Annotated in this window: 12 protein-coding genes; 6 read left to right on the forward strand and 6 right to left on the reverse strand. The window is 60.0% G+C overall.

Going from position 1 to position 17131, the window contains the following annotated elements; genetic code table 11:
• Window positions 1-207: 207 nt before the first annotated feature.
• Complete coding sequence (locus R3C19_09950; GenBank protein ID MEZ6060674.1) at window positions 208-1860, forward strand: serine/threonine-protein kinase; 1653 nt, start codon at window positions 208-210, stop codon at window positions 1858-1860.
• A gap of 307 nt (window positions 1861-2167) precedes the next feature.
• On the forward strand, window positions 2168-3307 hold the full coding sequence (gene metK / locus R3C19_09955; protein ID MEZ6060675.1) for a methionine adenosyltransferase: 1140 nt from the start codon (window positions 2168-2170) through the stop codon (window positions 3305-3307).
• 112 nt (window positions 3308-3419) lie between these two features.
• Here metK and R3C19_09960 read toward each other — a convergent pair whose 3' ends face one another.
• From R3C19_09960 to R3C19_09970, 3 genes are all read right to left on the reverse strand, one after another.
• Entirely contained in the window at window positions 3420-4037 is a 618-nt protein-coding gene (locus tag R3C19_09960) for a class I SAM-dependent methyltransferase (GenBank protein MEZ6060676.1), read from the reverse strand.
• A 102-nt stretch (window positions 4038-4139) separates the two neighbouring features.
• A complete protein-coding gene (locus R3C19_09965; protein MEZ6060677.1) occupies window positions 4140-5459 on the reverse strand; it encodes a DUF1080 domain-containing protein in 1320 nt (439 codons plus the stop codon).
• A 109-nt stretch (window positions 5460-5568) separates the two neighbouring features.
• Window positions 5569-6843 (reverse strand): PQQ-binding-like beta-propeller repeat protein, encoded by a 1275-nt coding sequence (locus R3C19_09970; protein ID MEZ6060678.1) that lies wholly within the window; start codon window positions 6841-6843, stop codon window positions 5569-5571.
• A gap of 291 nt (window positions 6844-7134) precedes the next feature.
• Between R3C19_09970 and R3C19_09975 the strand changes: the two genes are divergently transcribed.
• Window positions 7135-8415: a PQQ-binding-like beta-propeller repeat protein gene (locus tag R3C19_09975; GenBank protein MEZ6060679.1), complete on the forward strand. Its 1281-nt coding sequence runs from the start codon at window positions 7135-7137 to the stop codon at window positions 8413-8415.
• Window positions 8412-8738: a zf-TFIIB domain-containing protein gene (locus R3C19_09980; protein MEZ6060680.1), complete on the forward strand. Its 327-nt coding sequence runs from the start codon at window positions 8412-8414 to the stop codon at window positions 8736-8738. The genes R3C19_09975 and R3C19_09980 overlap by 4 nt, the downstream gene beginning before the upstream one ends.
• 181 nt (window positions 8739-8919) lie before the next feature.
• Here R3C19_09980 and R3C19_09985 read toward each other — a convergent pair whose 3' ends face one another.
• Window positions 8920-10119 carry a Gfo/Idh/MocA family oxidoreductase gene (locus R3C19_09985; protein ID MEZ6060681.1) on the reverse strand — a complete coding sequence of 400 codons (1200 nt, stop codon included), beginning with the start codon at window positions 10117-10119 and terminating at the stop codon, window positions 8920-8922.
• Between the two features lie 264 nt (window positions 10120-10383).
• On the opposite strand from R3C19_09985, the gene R3C19_09990 reads away from it, so the two are divergent.
• Window positions 10384-11481, forward strand: a complete 1098-nt coding sequence (locus R3C19_09990; protein ID MEZ6060682.1) for a hypothetical protein — start codon at window positions 10384-10386, stop codon at window positions 11479-11481.
• Window positions 11482-11706: 225 nt separating this feature from the next.
• Complete coding sequence (locus R3C19_09995) at window positions 11707-12747, forward strand: sigma-54 dependent transcriptional regulator (protein MEZ6060683.1); 1041 nt, start codon at window positions 11707-11709, stop codon at window positions 12745-12747.
• An 85-nt stretch (window positions 12748-12832) separates the two neighbouring features.
• Here the strand turns inward: R3C19_09995 and R3C19_10000 are convergent, their stop codons facing one another.
• Window positions 12833-16216 carry a GEVED domain-containing protein gene (locus R3C19_10000; protein ID MEZ6060684.1) on the reverse strand — a complete coding sequence of 1128 codons (3384 nt, stop codon included), beginning with the start codon at window positions 16214-16216 and terminating at the stop codon, window positions 12833-12835.
• A 225-nt stretch (window positions 16217-16441) separates the two neighbouring features.
• Window positions 16442-17053 carry a 3-isopropylmalate dehydratase small subunit gene (leuD, locus tag R3C19_10005; protein ID MEZ6060685.1) on the reverse strand — a complete coding sequence of 204 codons (612 nt, stop codon included), beginning with the start codon at window positions 17051-17053 and terminating at the stop codon, window positions 16442-16444.
• Between the last annotated feature and the right edge of the window lie 78 nt (window positions 17054-17131).

Genomic DNA, 17131 nt, shown 5'->3' on the forward strand with positions numbered 1-17131 from the left:
GCGATTCGGTGCCATCGGGCGAGCCGCTGCAACCGTTACGACCGCAGACGGCCGCGCCTTCGGTCAGGGCTGAGTGATTGTTTCTCGGAACGGGCTGTGCCAAAATGTGGTTTCCGCCCTGGCTGAAGTGTGTCCTGCTGCAGCCTCCGTTCATACGCGACACCCCGATTTCCTTTCGGCAAGTGCCGATTTCCGGTCGGTTTTCAGATGCCCAAACGTCAGATAGGCCCGTTCATTCTTGAACGTCAGATCGGCGTCGGTGGTATGGGAGTCGTCTATCTGGCGACGTATCCCAAAACGGGAAAAAAGGTGGCGGTCAAGATTCTGTCGCCGGCTCTGACGGCCGATCAGAAACTGCTGAGCCGATTTGAGCGCGAAATCGACATTCTGAAGCGGCTCGACTGTCCCAACATCGTCAAATACTACGGAGGCGGGACGGAAAACCAGCAGCGCTATTACGCGATGCAGTATATCGACGGCGGGTCGCTGCAGGACGTGCTGAAGAAACGCGGCAAGCTTTCGTGGGAACAGGCCATTCACGTCGGACGCCAGGTCTGCACGGCTTTGGAACATGCCCACAACGCCGGAATCATTCACCGCGATCTGAAACCCGGCAACCTGTTTCTGACCAGCAAGGGACGATTGATGCTGGGCGATTTCGGGATCGCTCGCGACACCGAAGCCACCGCTCTGACCGCAGCGGGTAAAACGGTCGGCACGTATGCCTATATGGCGCCGGAACAAATCCAGGGCGGCCATCCGATTTCCCGCAAGACCGACATCTATGCTCTGGGATGTCTGTTGTTTGAAGTGCTGACCGGTGAGACACCGTTTCAGGGCAGCAACGCTGCGGAAATGCTGCTGCAGCACCTGAACGATGAGCCGCCGAACGTTTCGGAAAAAGCCATCGACTGCCCGATCTGGCTGGATCAGTTGATCGACGAAATGCTGCAGAAAAATCCCGATGACCGGCCGTACGACGCGCTGGCGGTTCACACGCGTCTGGGAGAAATCCGGGACAAGATCGCCAGAGGCGACAGCGTCGTTGCACAAACCACTGTGGGAGGTTCCGGAAAAACAAAATCCGGCGAAAAGGATCTTCGCAAGACTCTGCAAAGGAAGAAAAAGAAGAAGCCCGCCGGCGGTCCGATTCACGAACAAACGTGGTTTCTGGCAAGCTGTCTGGTCGCGCTGCTGTCGGTCACCGTCTGGCTGATGTGGCCGCCCGGCGAAGATAAACTTTACGAACAGGCTCGCACCGCGATGCAGGGCGACGAAATCGCTCAGCGAGCCGCTCTGGAAGGACCCATCACGAAATATCTCGACCGGTTTCCCGACGGAAAATATGCCGGTGAAATGAAAGTCTGGGCCGACGAAATTCACGTCGACAAGCTGGAAGCTCAGATGGAGAAAAAAGCCAAAGGATTCGGCGAAGTGGAAAACGACTACGAACGCCGCTACATCGCTGCCCGCAACAGCGAAGACAGCGCGACCGTCAATCCTCTGTCCGCGCTTCAACAGTACCGCGACTTTGTCAAAGAGCACAAACCGAACTCCGGTCAGCCGATGCCCGATGACCTGCGCAGGTTCGTCCTGCTGTTCGATCGCCGTATCGATGCCGCTCGCGAGAAGCTGATGAGTAATCCCCGCCGCATGGAAGTCTTTCGCACGCAGATGCAGGCCGCCGAAGACCTGCTGGCAGAAGGAAAGGGTGCTGACGCCGACAGGATCTGGTCGTTCGTCAAGGACTTCTTCCGCGATGAACAGGACGAAACAGTGCAGGCATTCCGTGACTATGCGGACCGGCGGCTGCAGCGCGTCGATGTCCCAATGCCCCGCGCCAGCGAATTCGGCGAATAGTCACTGAACGCGGGGCGCAGGTATCGGGCGACCGAACTGGGATGATCCGTCCGCAGAGCGATCGGGAGCGAACCACCCGCCCTACGAAAAATCGGTCTGGGTGTGCCGCCCGCTTCGCAGCACAAAATGCGGGATTGCGCAGCCGACGCGGACTTCCCGTTTTTGGGGTGATGGCTGTGGATTCCGTCGCGAATTAAACCGATCGCCTCAATTTCGTTGTGACGGCCTGTTTGCTGCCTTAGACTCCCCGGCTCCAATTCCAGGCATTCACCAGGCACTCCGATTTCCAACAGGTCACGACGAAATTATGGCGAACTATTTCTTTACCAGCGAATCCGTCAGCATGGGCCACCCGGACAAGGTCTCGGACCAGGTTTCCGACGGCATCCTGGATGCGTTACTGGAGCAGGATCCGCTGTCTCGAGTGGCCTGTGAGACTCTGTGTACGACCGACCTGGTAGTCCTTTCCGGAGAAATTACGACGACGGCGAAGATTGATTACGTCGACGTGACTCGCCGCGTGATTCGCGAAATCGGATACACCAGCGACGACATCGGTTTCGACGCCGATAGTTGCCGCGTTTTCCAGGCGCTGCACAGTCAGAGCGGCGATATTGCTCAGGGAGTCGATCGCGACGGAGCCGGAGACCAGGGCCTGATGTTTGGCTATGCGTGCAATCAGACAAAGGAATTGATGCCTCTGCCGATCGCTCTGTCGCATCGCATCATCAACCTGCTGGCGGAAAAACGCCAGAAGGGTGACGTCAACTGGCTGCGCCCCGACAGCAAGTCTCAGGTGACGGTTGAGTACGACGGATCGAACGCCGTCCGCATCGACGCCGTGGTCGTCTCGACGCAGCATTCCGAAGACGTGTCTCAGCAGGACATCAGCGACTACGTCATCAACAAAGTCGTTAAGGAAGCGGTTCCCGCCGAACTGCTGGACGCCAATACAAAGTACCACATCAATCCCACCGGACGCTTCGTTATCGGCGGACCTCACGGCGACACCGGGCTGACCGGTCGCAAGATCATCGTGGACACGTACGGCGGCTGGGGCCGTCACGGTGGCGGAGCGTTTTCCGGTAAGGATTCGACCAAGGTGGACCGTTCCGCCGCGTATATGGGCCGCTATGTTGCCAAGAACATTGTGGCCGCCGGACTGGCTTCTGAATGCGAAGTGCAGTTGGCCTACGCAATTGGCGTTGCCGACCCTGTCAGCGTGCGTGTTGACACGTTCGGAACCTCGTCGGTGCCGGAAGAAAAAATCGTGGCGGCCGTGCGGGAGATCTTCCCGCTGAATCCGAAGGGCATCATCGCTCACCTCGGCCTGCGCCGCCCAATCTTCCGCAACACGGCTCACGGCGGACACTTCGGCCGCTGCGAAAAGGACTTCTCCTGGGAAGCCACCGACAAGGCCGCTGAACTGAAAAAAGCCGTCGGCTGATCAAACCGCCGCGAAGTCTGCCAACCCGCGATCGGCCCACTCCTTCACATCGGTCCGCTCGTGCGACTTCTGCCTGCCGCTGTGCCGGGGTAGGCCGGCGTGAGGTGGTTGGTTACGGTGATCGTCGGATCACGCAGAACCACGCGATGGGACCGCCTTCGCTGAACTGAACGTCCTCCGCGTCGGTTCGAGTTTCGAAGCGCGTCTGCTGAATCGACTCGACATGCCAGCCCTGGGCAAAAGCTTCACGGATTTCGATCTGTGACACGCGCCGTGGTCCGTCACCGGCAGGTTCAAGATCGCTGAAGCAGGCCATGAAGAATCTGCCTTCGGGTCTGACGACGCCTGCGAGACTGCTGACATAGCGTGCTCGGTCGTCGTCAGAAAAGACGTGGAACAGCCCGCAGTCAATCACGGAATCAAACGACCTATCGATGTCGTGCAGCCGAAGGGCATCCTGCACCAGAAACGTCGCCGACAATCCGCGTTCCTGCGCTTTGCGTCTGGCTTCGGCAATCGGGTGTTCCAGAAAGTCGATCCCGGTGACGGAATGGCCGCGCTGTGCAAAAAACAGAGCGTTTTCTCCAGTGCCGCAGCCGGCATCCAGAACCGCTCCTTCGACCTGAGCGGCGGCGGCAACGAATATCTGCTGCGGCCTGCCGATATCCCACGGAGGCTTTCCATGGTAGGCCTGTTCAAAACGGTCCCTGCCGTGAACGTTCCGGTCCATCAGAAATTTCCTGGGGTAGTGCGCGCGAAAAGGGGGCCGGGCAGCGAGCATCAGTTCGCAGCCGGCCCCAATGTTTCACTGTCAGGAATCCTCCGCGCGACGTCAGCGTTTTGCTGTTTCCGGCAGTTCCCTGACACTGATGTTCCGGAACTCAACCGGATCGTTGTGGCCGGCGAATCCGAAGTATCCGTGAGTTCGGTCTTTGCCGGGATGAGGACTGTTGGCCATGTATTCGGTGATTTTCGACAGGTCAGTGTTCAGAATCACGCTGCCGTTCAGTTCCACCTTGATGGTGCTGCCGTTGATCGTGACTTCCTCGAAATTCCATTCACCCGTGGGTCGCAGGTAGCCTCGTTTGGCGGGTGCCATGCCGTAGGCGGAACCGTGAGCCTGCCGCGGATCAAGGTTGGCGTACTTGGGATGTTCGGTATCCAGAACCTGCAGTTCGGTCATGGCCGAGTAGGCCGCGTCGCCGTCACCGGGTGATCGAATCGCCAGCCCGTTGTTGCCGCCGGGCGGCAGACGAAACTCCACGCGGGCGATGAAGTTGCCGAATTCCGGTTCGGCCAGCAGCAGTCCGCCGTGTCCGGCCTTGCAGCGAATGGCTCCGTCGACGACTTCATAGTTGTCAACCGCGCCCTTCCAGCCGGTCAGGTCCGTACCGTTGAACAAAGACGAGAACGCCTGAGCTTCGTGTTCGCGAAGAACGGCGTTGGCTTCTTCCGAGGTGAATTCCCGAATCGCCAGATTTCGCCAGCGGATTTCGCCTCCATGAGTCTGCAGTTCAATCGGTCCTTTGGCAAACAGCGGAGATTCGCGGTCCCAGTAGTTTTCCATCGTCGCGTGATCGACGATCAGATAGCCGTTCAGCCACACGGTCGTGCGTGCTCCGATCTGACGAATGCGAAACGAGTTCCATTCTCCCAGACGATTGTCGGCCAGCACGAAGGGATTCTTTCCGGGAGCCCCCGCGCTGTTGTTCCACAGTCCGCCGCTGCCCAGATTGGCGTCAATGCCGTACTTGGTCGGGTCGGTAAAATCCCAGATCTGCACCTGAGGATTGCCCTTCAGGTAAATGCCGCTGTCGGCTCGCGGCACTGTCCGGTAGTCGATCAGAAGTTCGTAGTCGCCGAATTCGTCATTGGTGACCAGGTAGGCGCCTTCACCGTCGTTGACGAGTTCGCCGTTTTCGACCGACCAGTGCTTCTTTGCATCCGCTGTCCATTCAGCAATCTTCGCCGCGCGGTCGGCGTCCGACATTTTTCCCAGTTCGATCGGGCCGACTCCACCGGAACGTCCCTGCCAGCCATCCAGGTTGTTTCCGTTGAACAGCGACCGAAATCCATCCGGCGGAGCATCAGCGGCATGAAGGGCAGAAGCGAATGTGAACATCGCCACAGACAAAGACAGCAGGAACTTCATCGAAGGTCTCCGGAACGAATCGGAAGGCGGGGAAATCGAGGACGCCAGGCACGCGTCGCTCAAGTGGATCATCACGTTAGCGAAATTGAGCACGGTGGAAAACCGAGTCTCACGGTGCATTTGCCGCCGCGCCGTCGGGTGTCAGCGACCACAGCGTCAGCGTCTGCAGGTCCTTTACCAACACTTGAGTCGGAAGCAGAACAGGAGGAGCCCAGGTGGGCGTTTCCGAAACGCGGTACGTCGCGACATTCTGAAAACGCTCGCCGGTGGCGCGAATCACCTGCAGTTCACCGTTGTCGACGAGTGCGACGACGTGGCCGGGAATCGACAGAAACATCACGTTGCTGCCGACTCGCCCGGGACTCTGCCACAGCACTTCGCCGGACTTTGGATCGAGACAAAACAGTCGCCCGGATCCATAGTGAGAAAAGCCGTACAGCAGGCCGCCATTCATGACCGCGGAACTCATGTCGAGCGCCACGTCGTTGTTGTTCCAGTTCTTTGTCACGGTCCATGAACCGTCGCGCAGCTGCGGCTGAAGACTGTGGAACCCGCGATTTTCACCGCTGAGCAGCACGCGGCCGTCGTCCAGAGCGGGAGTCGGCATGTTCTGATTGCTGCCTTCGTGCGGAAACGGATACTCCCACAACCTGCGGCCGGTACTGCGGTCGACGCCGACCAGTGCCCGGTGATTCCACTCGACAACCTGCTTCACGCCGTCGATCTCCGCCAGCAGCGGTGACGAATATGACGCGCCGTCTCCCGCCAGACTCCACGCTTCCTGCCCGGTCTGCACGTCCAAAGCGGTCAGCGCGCCTTCGTCGTCGGTTCCGAAGTGAGCGATGATGTGATCGCCGTCCACGATCGGCGACGTGGAGACTCCCCAATACGGCTGACTGCTCTTGAATCGTGAACCGTAGTTGCTTTGCCACAGGCGCGCTCCGGAATCCGCGTCCCAGGCCGTTAGTACTCCCGTGATGCTCATCGTGAACAGCCGGCCGTCGGACAGCGCGGGGGACGACTTCGGTCCCTTCCCGTGAAACTCACCGCCGCCACCGATCGTGAACGGCGCGGGATAGCTCTTCCGCCACAGGACCTTGCCCGTCGCCAGGTCAAAGCACCAGACCACTTCGTCCTCGACCTGCCGAGCGTGCTGGTAGACTCGACCGTCGGACACCAGCGGCGAACCGTACCCGGTCCCGACATCCGCCTGCCAGACTTTCGTCAGCATTTCCGGCCATTCTTCGGGCGGCTCAAAAACGCTCACCCAGCCGTTTCGTTCCGGCCCCAGCCAGCCCGGCCAGACAACATCCGCGGCGCGGCAGGCAGGTGCTAAGTTCAGCAAAATCAGTGATGTGGTGATGGTCACCGCAGAACGCAGCATGGGATAAGGCTCCTTTCGTAGCGTGATGCCTTTCGTGGCGAGATGATAGTGTCCTGCCGATCGAAATTCCTGCGCGGGGATTTCAGCCGTCGTGGCTGATCCGTGATTCGCAACCGCGGCGCCAGCGAATCGTCGGTCCCGCATCCGTCCTGCATCCGACGCGCGCCCCGGCATTGACGCTGTTTCAGACGATGCGCTGACATCGTTGCGGGGCCGGTCACTGGACAATGGTTGTCAATTCGTGAGATCATCCTGTTCGTCTCCGCTGACCGCTTTTCGTGAGGTTTTGCAATGTCTGTTCGAACCGCCGTTCTGTTCTTCGTCGTGCCCGCGATGTTTGTGACTCCCGGACTTCAGGGACAGGAATGGACTCGTTTCCGTGGTCCCAACGGCACCGGCGTCAGCGATGCCACCACGATTCCCGTCGAATGGACGGACTCCGACATCAACTGGAAGGCCGCACTTCCGGGAAAGGGACATGCGTCTCCCGTGATCTGGGGAAACCGAGTGTTCCTGCTGAGTGCTGATCCGAAAACCGCAACTCGCTACGTTCTGGCGTTAAATTCCGAAACCGGTCAGGAATTGTGGCGAAAGGAATACCCGTCGACCGTTCATCATCTGCACGACCGCAGCAGCTTCGCTTCTTCGACTCCCGCCGTCGACGAACAGCACGTGTATGTGGCATGGTCCACACCGAAGGAAACACTGCTGAAGGCGCTGACTCACGACGGCGATGAAGTGTGGAGCAAAGACCTGGGAACCTGGCAGAGTCAGCACGGATTCGGAACGTCACCGATCGTCTACGAAGACATGGTCATCCTGCACGATTCTCAGCAGGCCAACCAACTTGACCCCGGCGAGAAACCCGGTGACAGCTACATGATGGCGTTTGACCGCATGACGGGCGACGAGCGCTGGCGGACTCCGCTGAAGTCGATGAATGTGTGTTACTCCGTCCCGTTCCTGCGCAAGTCCGAAGACGGCCGTTCCGACGAACTGATCTGCACCAGCACCGGCAACGGCATGTTCAGCCTGGATCCCAGGACCGGCCGCGAAAACTGGCACGTCAACGACGGACTGTTCAAGATGAGAACCGTGTCGTCGCCGATCGAAGTGGCGGGGCTGATTTTCGGCAGCAACGGTTCCGGCCAGTATTCGGCCAACTACATCGTCGCGATACAGCCCGGACCTGACGCAAAGGTTGCCTACTCACTGGAAAACAGCAGTGACTTCAAGGCGCCGTATGTTCCGTGCCTGGTTTCGAAGGATGATCTGGTCTTCTGCATCTACGATCGCGGCTACGCCAGTTGTATCGATGCCACAACGGGTGAAGTGCGCTGGATGGAACGCATCAGCGGCGAGTTTTCGGGATCGCCGATTCGAGTCAACGACCACATCTACGCGATCGCCGAAGACGGCACCGTCTGGGTCTTTGCGGCTTCCGACGAATACAGGCTGCTGGCGAGAAACCCGCTGGGAGAACCCAGCCGATCGACTCCCGCCGTTGCCAACGGCCGGCTGTTTCTGCGCACGGAATCTCACCTGATCTGCGTCGGCGGCAAGTCGCCATGAAGTGCCCGAAGTGCGAAACCGGAGTTCTGAAACCGGTCCGCGTAAATTCCGTCGAAGTCGATCAGTGTTCCGCGTGTCGCGGGGTGTGGTTCGATGAACCGGAACTGTCCGTGCTGCTGGGCTGCGAAAAACGCGAACTAAAGGTGCTCAGCGGCCGACAGAATGAACGCCTGGACCACAAGCACGGCGACTGCCCGCGGGATTCCACGCGACTGACCCGCATGTGCAGTTCGCTGAACCCCGATGTCGTCGTCGACGTCTGCCCGACATGCCACGGAATCTGGCTGGACGGCGGCGAACTGCAGAAGCTGGTGTCCGAATAAACGCCCCCGCGACGCAACCACCGGGAGGGCGAAGCTCCCGCCGATCCGCTGCCGCATCGGACGTCCTCTGGCACACGCGGCTCGGCAGGAGCCTCGCCCGCCCGATAACACGGAGACCACATCGTCAAAGATGGCGTGCTACAAAGCGTTCAGGTTGCCATGCTCGTGGCCCGCTGCTCGGTTACCGTCGAGCCCCGGCGTAGTTGAACTTCACCCACGCTCCGTTGTCCGCGCTGCTGGCGACGCATTGCTGGATGAACAGCATGCCTTCCGCGCCGTCGTACACGTTGGGATAAATCGTGTCCTTCTGTTCGAACGAACCGCCCGTCGCGCGGGCAGCCATCGAGTCGTAGGCGAACCGATACACGTTGGCAAACGCTTCCAGAAAAGCTTCCGGATGCCCCGACGGCAGCCGGCACGCGGACTTGCCCAGATCATTCATGAACGGAGCGTTCGGGTCGCGCGTGTACATCTGGTGCGGAGAACCATTGCGGCGCACGATCATGACGTTGGGCTCTTCCTGCCGCCATGCCAGGGCTCCCTTTGTCCCGTCGACTTCGATGAACAGGTCATTTTCGCGACCGTGCGAAATCTGGCTGGCGGTCACCGTCCCCAGCGCACCGTTCTGGTAACGAATCACCGCGTGTCCGTAGTCATCCAGCCGGCGGCCGGGAGCGAAAATCTTCAGATGGCAGGAAATCTCCTCCGGCAGCAGTCCCGTCATGTAGCGGCCCAGATTGTAAGCGTGCGTGCCAATATCGCCGAAGGCTCCGGCGGCTCCCGACTTGGCGGGATCCGTACGCCAGGCCGCCTGTTTCTGATCTTCCGATTCCAGCCGGCTGCGCAGCCAGCCCTGAATGTAGTTGGATCGAATGGCCTGAATTTCGCCCAGTTCGCCGGCAAGAATCATCTGCCGAGCCTGCCGGACCAGAGGATACCCGGTGTAGTTGTGCGACACCGCAAAGACAACGCCGCTGCCTTCGACGGCTTTGACCAGTGCTTCCGCCTGACCGAAATCAAACGTCATCGGCTTGTCGCAGATGACGTTGAACCCGGCTTCCACGGCGGCTTTGGCGATTTCGAAGTGAGTATGGTTCGGAGTCGCCACGCTGACAAAGTCGATCCGTTTGTCTTCGGGCAGGGCGAGTTCCTTGTCGATCATTTCCGCATACGACCCGTATGCCCGCGACTCGCAGATGTCGTACGACGGAGCGGACGCTTTGGCGCGTTCAGCGTTCGACGACAGAGCACCGGCCACCAGCGCCGCGCGATTGTCAAGCACCGCCGCGGTTGCATGAACGCGACCGATGAAGGCTCCCTGGCCGCCGCCGACCAGTCCCATGCGAAGCTTGCGGTTCAGTTTTCCGTTGGTCGTGTCCATGTGGCCATTTCACCTTAAAAAGTCACGGCTGGCGTTAAGATCGGCGGGGAGGATAATCGGCCGGAAAGTTCGTGACAACTAACGGCCCGCAGGTGCTTAGACCGCTAACCGGTGCGAATCTGACCGCCGCAAACCGACGGATTCCGGCGACGACCGCACGCGTTGCGAGCTTTCTCCGGGCGGTCCCGTCTTCCGCCTGTAACCGTTAGACTTGCGGGCTTGGCAGACAACGGAACCTCGTTCCACCGACTTCACGGAACTCCCATGACGGCTCAACCGCTTCCTCGCGAAGAGTACATCGAACAGGCCTACTTCTTTCGCGTCTACCGCGAACGACTGCAGAACAACGTGCCGTCGCAGGAAATTCTGAAGACGATCCAGGAAGAGATTCTTAGCACGACGAATCTTCCGAAGGCCATCGATTTCATGCGAGCAGAAATTCTGCACATGGGACGGATCGGTGACGCGATGGCTCGCCTGTCCCATTACTTCACGCCGTTTCAGGCCTTCGTCATCAACCGTGCCGAAGACGACGTATCGCGTTTTGACCAGGTCACCGGCCTGGAGATCCTCGAACGCGAAGCCCAGTACCGCGCGCTGCCGGCGACTCAGGCGGGACTATTCGTCTATCAGTTCGAATGCATCGCCCGCAACCGCCTGGGTTACGGCGACGGACTGACCGCGATGTCGAAAGACGTGGTCTACGACGAAACCTGGCGGCGCTGGATTCAGAAACTGCGGCTGCGGCTGGGAACCCGCGAATTGTCCGAGATCGTCTACCGCGCGTCACAGCATTTCCAGGACCGACGACGGTCGCAGCACGGCGGTGTCGAACCCGAGGACACTTCGCGCGATGCATCCGCCGAAACCACCGCGATGCCCGTGCTGTTCGGTGAACAGGAGGGACGGATCGCGCGAGCCAACATCGGCAGAGACCCGCTGTACCTGTTCGCCGCACTGCAGCGGCAGCTCAACTATCCGGCGGTTCCCCGGCCGGATCAGGAATCCGAACCCGAAAAGCTTCCCGGATTTCTCGAAGCCAGGCTGCAGAAAATTGAACAGCCGCCTGAAACTGCTGGAAATGGAACAGAAAGGCGGCATCGATCTGTCGCGATTCTATCAGCGACCGGAAAACGGCCCTCCACAATTCCGCGACGACCCGGACATCAGAATGTAGGCCCCAGGCCAGCGAATCCCGCAGCCGCGTCGCCGACCTGGCTCCGTGTCCTCCGTGTCTGCGTGGTTTTGCCTGACCGCTACGGCTGCGTTGGACGGGGTCTCACGCTAAGGCGACGATCCGGCATACGGGGCGGCGAATGGGGGGATCGCGGATTTCGGATTTCCGAGCCCGCTGCGATGTAGTCGGACTCGGGAATTCAGAGATCCGACGACCCTACGTTCCGCCAACAGCACTGCCGACATTGTGAGCGAGATTCTCTGTTTCCGTTTAGAGAATAAGCAGCGACATTTCTCGGACGGGGCGTTTTCTGCTTGGCACGGCTGCCTGGCTGAATAGAATCCGGTTCGCACTGCATGTGCAGACAGAATCCCAACACAATTGCTCAATTACCAGGCAGAACTTAACGGATGCCCGCCAGCGGAGAACTGATTGAAGGACTGATTGGCACCAGTCCGCCGATGCAGGAAGTTTACCGGATGACTCGAAAGGTCGCCCCGACGTCGGCCACGGTGCTGCTGACCGGTGAAACGGGGACCGGGAAGGAACTGATCGCTCGCGCGCTGCACGAACTTTCGCCGCGTGCCACTGGTCCCTTCATTCGTGTCAACTGCGGCGCGTTGTCGGAAAGCCTGCTGGAAAGCGAGCTTTTCGGGCACATGAAGGGCGCGTTTACGAGTGCCATTGAGACTCGCACGGGGCGGTTCGAAGCCGCACACGGCGGCACGCTGTTTCTGGATGAAATCAATTCCGTCAGCTATCAGCTACAGGTGAAGTTGCTTCGAGTCCTGCAGGAACATGAATTTGAGCGTGTCGGGGACACTCGCACGATTCGAGTCGACTGCCGCGTGATCGCAGCGACCAACGTCGACCTGATGGACCAGATTCAGGCCGGTCGATTTCGTGAGGACCTTTATTACCGGCTGAACGTCATTCCAATCTACCTGCCGGCATTGCGAGAACGCCAGGAGGACATTCCCGCGCTGATCGATTTTTTCGTCAAGCGATATTCCCGGCAAAACGGATTGAGCGCCGCCAAGGTGACGCCGGCGGCTCTGCATTTTCTTTCCACCTACGACTGGCCGGGGAACGTGCGGGAATTGCAGAACTACATTGAGCGGGCTCTGGTGCTGGCCTGCGCCGACGTGATTGACGTGGGCGAACTGCCTCAACACGTCCGCGGCCTGGCTCCCGTTCGCATCGGTCGCCGCAATGATGAAGACCTGGAATCTCTGCAGGCGGACGTGGTCAGCCGCGGCATCGCGGAAGTCGGACCGGACTCCAACGAAGTCTACAGCGCCGTCATCGGCCGCATTGAACGCGAATTGCTGCTGCAGGTGCTGAAACAGTGCCAGGGAGTTCAGACTCGAACAGCGACTCGCCTCGGCATCAACCGCAACACACTGCACAAGAAAATTGAAGAACACGGCCTGCAGTCGGAAGCACGGTGACGGAAGGGCGGGGGCAGGAGTCAGGAGTCAGGAGTCAGTGGCCTTGTGGCATCCTGACTGCCGACTGCCGACTGCCGACTCCTCCCTATCCGACGGTGAAGGTGACGGCGGGGCTCCAGGCGAGAGCGTTGCCGTTGGTGTCGAACAGACGAATCCACGCTCGGAACAGGCCGGAAGCCAATGGCGCGGTCGGGACGAAGGACTGCGAGGTCAGTTGCGTTTCGTGGATGACTCGGGCGATGTTTCGAGTGACGTCGTTGACCCACAGTTCGTACCGGAAGTTGCCGGCCGCTTCGATCGGCTGCGTCCAGGCGAAGATCACATCTGCGGCCGCTGTCGTGACGAAGGCAGTCGGGCTGATCAGTGACGCGGAGTCGGCGAATTCGATTTCAAAGTCCAGCCCGCTGCTCCAGGCTCGCGGATTGTCACCTTGATCGTAGCTGCGCACCCAGGCCCGGTAATGGCCGACGGGCAGCGCATTTTCCGGAATGAACGATGTTCCGGCGATGGATGATTCCCGGATCAGCGGCGACACGTTTCGCGTCAGATCGCTGACCCAGAGTTCGTACTTCGAAGAGTTCGCCGCGATCGTCCATGCGAACACCGGCAGCGTGTCGGTGTTGTTGTCGTTGGGAGCCAGCATCCGCGCACCGCCGGGGTCCGCTCTGACGGTGAATTCCAGCGGGGCACTCCAGGTTCCCAGCGGTGTGCCTTCGTCGTAGGCTCGCACCCAGAACCGGTATGTGCCCGCGGGAAGAGCGGCGTCGGGCGTAAACGAAGCGGCTTCCGCGCGACGCTGGCGAACCACCTGCGAAGTGTTGCTGGTCACACCGTCGACCCACAGATCGTAATGCGTCGCTCCCATAACCGGAGTCCATGCGAACGTCGGCAGCGTATTGGCTGTGCCGGAATACGGTGCGACCGCGGTCGGTTTCGTGCTGGCCGTGTCGAAGACCTGAAACTGCGCCGGCTCGGAGGGGCCGCCGAACGGCTGATTGTCGGCGGCGGCTCGAACAGTAGCCCGGTAAGTTCCCGGCGGCAGCGCGGACGTCGGACGAAACCACGGCACCGACACGTACTCGCTGACCATGACGCCGGAGACCCCGTTCGTCACGTCGTCAATTGTCACGGAGTAGCGGACGGCGCCTTGCACAGCCGACCACGAAATCAGCGGCACGGGATTGTTGAGATTGTCTTCCGGAATTGTGACGACCGGCACACTTCCACCGGCGACGATTGTCAGGTCGGACGCGGGCATCCAGCCGCCAGCGACGCTGTTGCCGGAGTACGCTCGCACCCACATGCGGTAGGAACCGGGCAGCAGACCGTCATAGGGCAGGAACTCCGTTTCGGGCAGTCGCAGTTCGTGGATCACTCGCGACCGGTTGCGAGTCACATCGTTCACCCACAGTTCATAGTTGTCCGCTCCCGAAACAGCGGGCCACTGCAGGCGAGGCAGCGTGACGGTGGAATCCGGATGTGTGATCGTGACGGCGTAATCTTCAACTTCACCGTCCGACGCGAAACCGACGGGCGCTGCTCCGGCGACATCTGTGCTGATGCGGAATCGGGCGAATGTGTTGTTGGCGGACACATTCGGCGGAGCCGTGAATACCAGAGCCACGGTCGCGTCGGATGCTCCGGACGGGACAACCAGCGAAGCGACTTCGTTGAGTTCTCCGAAGACACCGTTGCCGTTGAAATCGATCCAGCCGGTCAGCGTGGCGTTTCGTCCGGTTCCGTTGGTGACTTTCAATGAGATCACGGCGGACTGGCCGGCGATGAGATTCAGCCGGGTCTGCGGATCGATCACGCCGTCTTCGTCGCTTCCCGCATCATCATCAGCGGTGGCGCCGGAATTCTGCTGCACGCCGCTGTCGGAATCAACGGTGCTTCCCAGTCGCAACTGCGAACTGATCCGGTGAACCGGACCGTTGTCCGCAAAACGAGTGCGGTAATTGCCAGCCCCGGTTCCGGAGGTTGCATCCGGTGCGTCGCCGTAGTCGACGGGAAGTATCGTGACCAGGTAGTCTTCGACTTCACCGTCAGCGGCGTGTCCGGTGGAATCGGCCGCCGCGGCGTCGGTGCTGAGCCGAAAACGAGCGAAGGTGGCGCCCGTGAATCCTCCCGGAACGGCGGGAAACGTCAGCGTCACTGTTTCGTTCGTGACACCACCGGCGACCGCAAGTGACACGCGTTCGGTTGCGTTGCTGAAAATTCCGTCGGCGTTGAAATCGATCCAGCCGTAAAGCGTGCCGAGACTGCCCGTCGTGTTCGTCACGTTTACGCGAACGGTCGGAATCATCCCGGCATAGAGAGTCAGATCGGTGGCGGAATCAACCAGGCCGTCTTCGTCGTCACCGGAAAATCCGTTCTGGTCGTCATCGACGCCGTTCGGTCCCTGCAGCAACCCGCTGTCGCTGTCGACAAGACTTCCCAGCATGATGCGATCATCGATGAAATGGCTGGGACCGTTGTCGGCAGCCGTGGTTTGATAGTTGCCGGTTCCCGTTCCGGCCGCCGTGTCGGGAGCGTCGCCGTAGTCAATAAGCACCGGCTCCACCAGATCCCAGCCGATATCATCCAGAACCGCCCAGTCCAGTTCGGTGTATTCCTTGCGAGTACCGGTGGTGATATCAGGGTCCAGCGACGCTTCCTGAGAAATCGACGTCCCCGGCAGAACGCTGGTTGTATCGTAAGCGAAATGGTCACCGTCCGGATTCAATGGTACCGGTCCGCCGAAACTTGCGACCGCCGCGGTTCCTGTGAATCGATTGGAACCATCCGTCTGATTTTCCCACGGCGGTGCAGTGCCGATTCCCAGCACGTGACCGAGTTCATGCAGCGCCACGGAATAGAAATCGTTGGTTCCGCCAGGCGGATTCGACGTGCCGAAGTGCCATGCCGCCGTCGGCCGAAACGAAATCTGCCCGCCCCACAACGCGAAGTCTGTGTTGTTGGCGGTGTTGCCGGGATTGGGATTGATTCCGCTCTCGCCGCGAGTTGTCAGGTTATCCAGAAATGCCTGGCTGCCGGAGCCGCTGAAGCCTCCCGGTCCGCCTTCCGCCAGTCCCGTTTGCGAACGTGCTCCCACGTAAACCACGATTGTGTCCGCGGGAATCGTGGGATTCGAAATCTGATGCGTCACGCCCGTCGTGGGATGATTCAAAACGGCCGTCCAGGAATTGCCGGCGCCGGGAGTAATCGCCGTGAACGTGTCCGCGATGCGGGCTTCCAGTGTACTCGCCGCGCGTTCCAGCGCGTCCTTGCGAACCTGGTCGTTGAAGAAACCGCTCGTGTCCAGCGAATAGTCGAACGCGATATTCAGCGTCAGCAGTGTGCGGGCTTCAAGGGCTTCGACATGCCCGGCTGAGGTAAGCGATGACGGACACCTCATTCGCCGAGAATTGTGACGAACCGGTTTGCGATCATTCAGCAGGCGAATCAGTGTGCGGATGAGCGTGTTCATCGCGGGATTTTCCGGAAATCCGCGTTTTTCGGCAATACGTAATCAGCACCCGCCGCGCAGGCCAAGGCCGGCATTCAGCGAGCGGGGAATCGTCCGAGAGACGGACGAAAAAGCCGGGGATTCCCAACGCCGACTTCCAGAAACGCTGCCATCCGGACAATCGCCGAATCAGCGCGGTTCCCGTGATCAAAGCGTTCGTCGTGCGCGGTCAGTGCAGGGATCGCTTTACGCAGACGCGACCGAGCGAAATTCATTCAGGTACGGAACTTTCGCGGCATGCTGTTTGACCTGGTCCTGAGCGGCGAGCAACTGTCCCAGATAATCCCATTGACCGGTCACGAGTGCTTCGCGGGCGCTGGCGGGCATGCCGAGTCGGATCTTCAAATCGCCGGCTGCAATGGTCTGAGCTTCCAGGTTCACAACGATTTCGGTTCCCGGTGCTGCTTCCACGGCGGCGGAAAGCTTCTGCAGGTCGCCGCGATCCGCCGTAACCGCCAGGACTCCCAGCGAACAGCAGTTGCCGAAGAAAATTTCCGCGAAGGACTCCGCCACGATCGCCTTAATCCCCCACCGCATCAGCGACTGAGGCGCATGTTCTCGCGATGACCCGCAGCCGAAGTTCCGCCCGGCAATCAATACCGACGCCCCCTGGTACTGCGGCTTGTCGAACGGATGATTCGCATCCTGCTGACGATCATCCTCAAACGCGTGTTCGCCAAGACCTTCGAACGTCACACATCGCAAAAACCGAGCGGGAATGATGCGGTCGGTATCAATATCGTCCAGCAGCAGGGGAATACCGGTTCCGGTGACGGATTTGATTTCGTTGGATGGCATTGGGTTTCTGACTTCTTTGCGGATTGGGGTACTCGATCTGCGGGTCGGGATTCTTGAACCACGGAGGCACGGTGGTCA

The organism is Planctomycetaceae bacterium (assembly GCA_041398785.1).
GTDB lineage: Bacteria > Planctomycetota > Planctomycetia > Planctomycetales > Planctomycetaceae > JAWKUA01.

Bases quoted from the DNA above. Each gene is read 5' to 3' on its own strand.
- R3C19_09950 (MEZ6060674.1), top strand. From the start codon at position 208: ATGCCCAAACGTCAGATAGGCCCGTTCATTCTTGAACGTCAGATCGGC.
- metK (MEZ6060675.1), top strand. From the start codon at position 2,168: ATGGCGAACTATTTCTTTACCAGCGAATCCGTCAGCATGGGCCACCCG.
- R3C19_09960 (MEZ6060676.1), bottom strand. From the start codon at position 4,037: ATGGACCGGAACGTTCACGGCAGGGACCGTTTTGAACAGGCCTACCAT.
- R3C19_09965 (MEZ6060677.1), bottom strand. From the start codon at position 5,459: ATGAAGTTCCTGCTGTCTTTGTCTGTGGCGATGTTCACATTCGCTTCT.
- R3C19_09970 (MEZ6060678.1), bottom strand. From the start codon at position 6,843: ATGCTGCGTTCTGCGGTGACCATCACCACATCACTGATTTTGCTGAAC.
- R3C19_09975 (MEZ6060679.1), top strand. From the start codon at position 7,135: ATGTCTGTTCGAACCGCCGTTCTGTTCTTCGTCGTGCCCGCGATGTTT.
- R3C19_09980 (MEZ6060680.1), top strand. From the start codon at position 8,412: ATGAAGTGCCCGAAGTGCGAAACCGGAGTTCTGAAACCGGTCCGCGTA.
- R3C19_09985 (MEZ6060681.1), bottom strand. From the start codon at position 10,119: ATGGACACGACCAACGGAAAACTGAACCGCAAGCTTCGCATGGGACTG.
- R3C19_09990 (MEZ6060682.1), top strand. From the start codon at position 10,384: ATGACGGCTCAACCGCTTCCTCGCGAAGAGTACATCGAACAGGCCTAC.
- R3C19_09995 (MEZ6060683.1), top strand. From the start codon at position 11,707: ATGCCCGCCAGCGGAGAACTGATTGAAGGACTGATTGGCACCAGTCCG.
- R3C19_10000 (MEZ6060684.1), bottom strand. From the start codon at position 16,216: ATGAACACGCTCATCCGCACACTGATTCGCCTGCTGAATGATCGCAAA.
- leuD (MEZ6060685.1), bottom strand. From the start codon at position 17,053: ATGCCATCCAACGAAATCAAATCCGTCACCGGAACCGGTATTCCCCTG.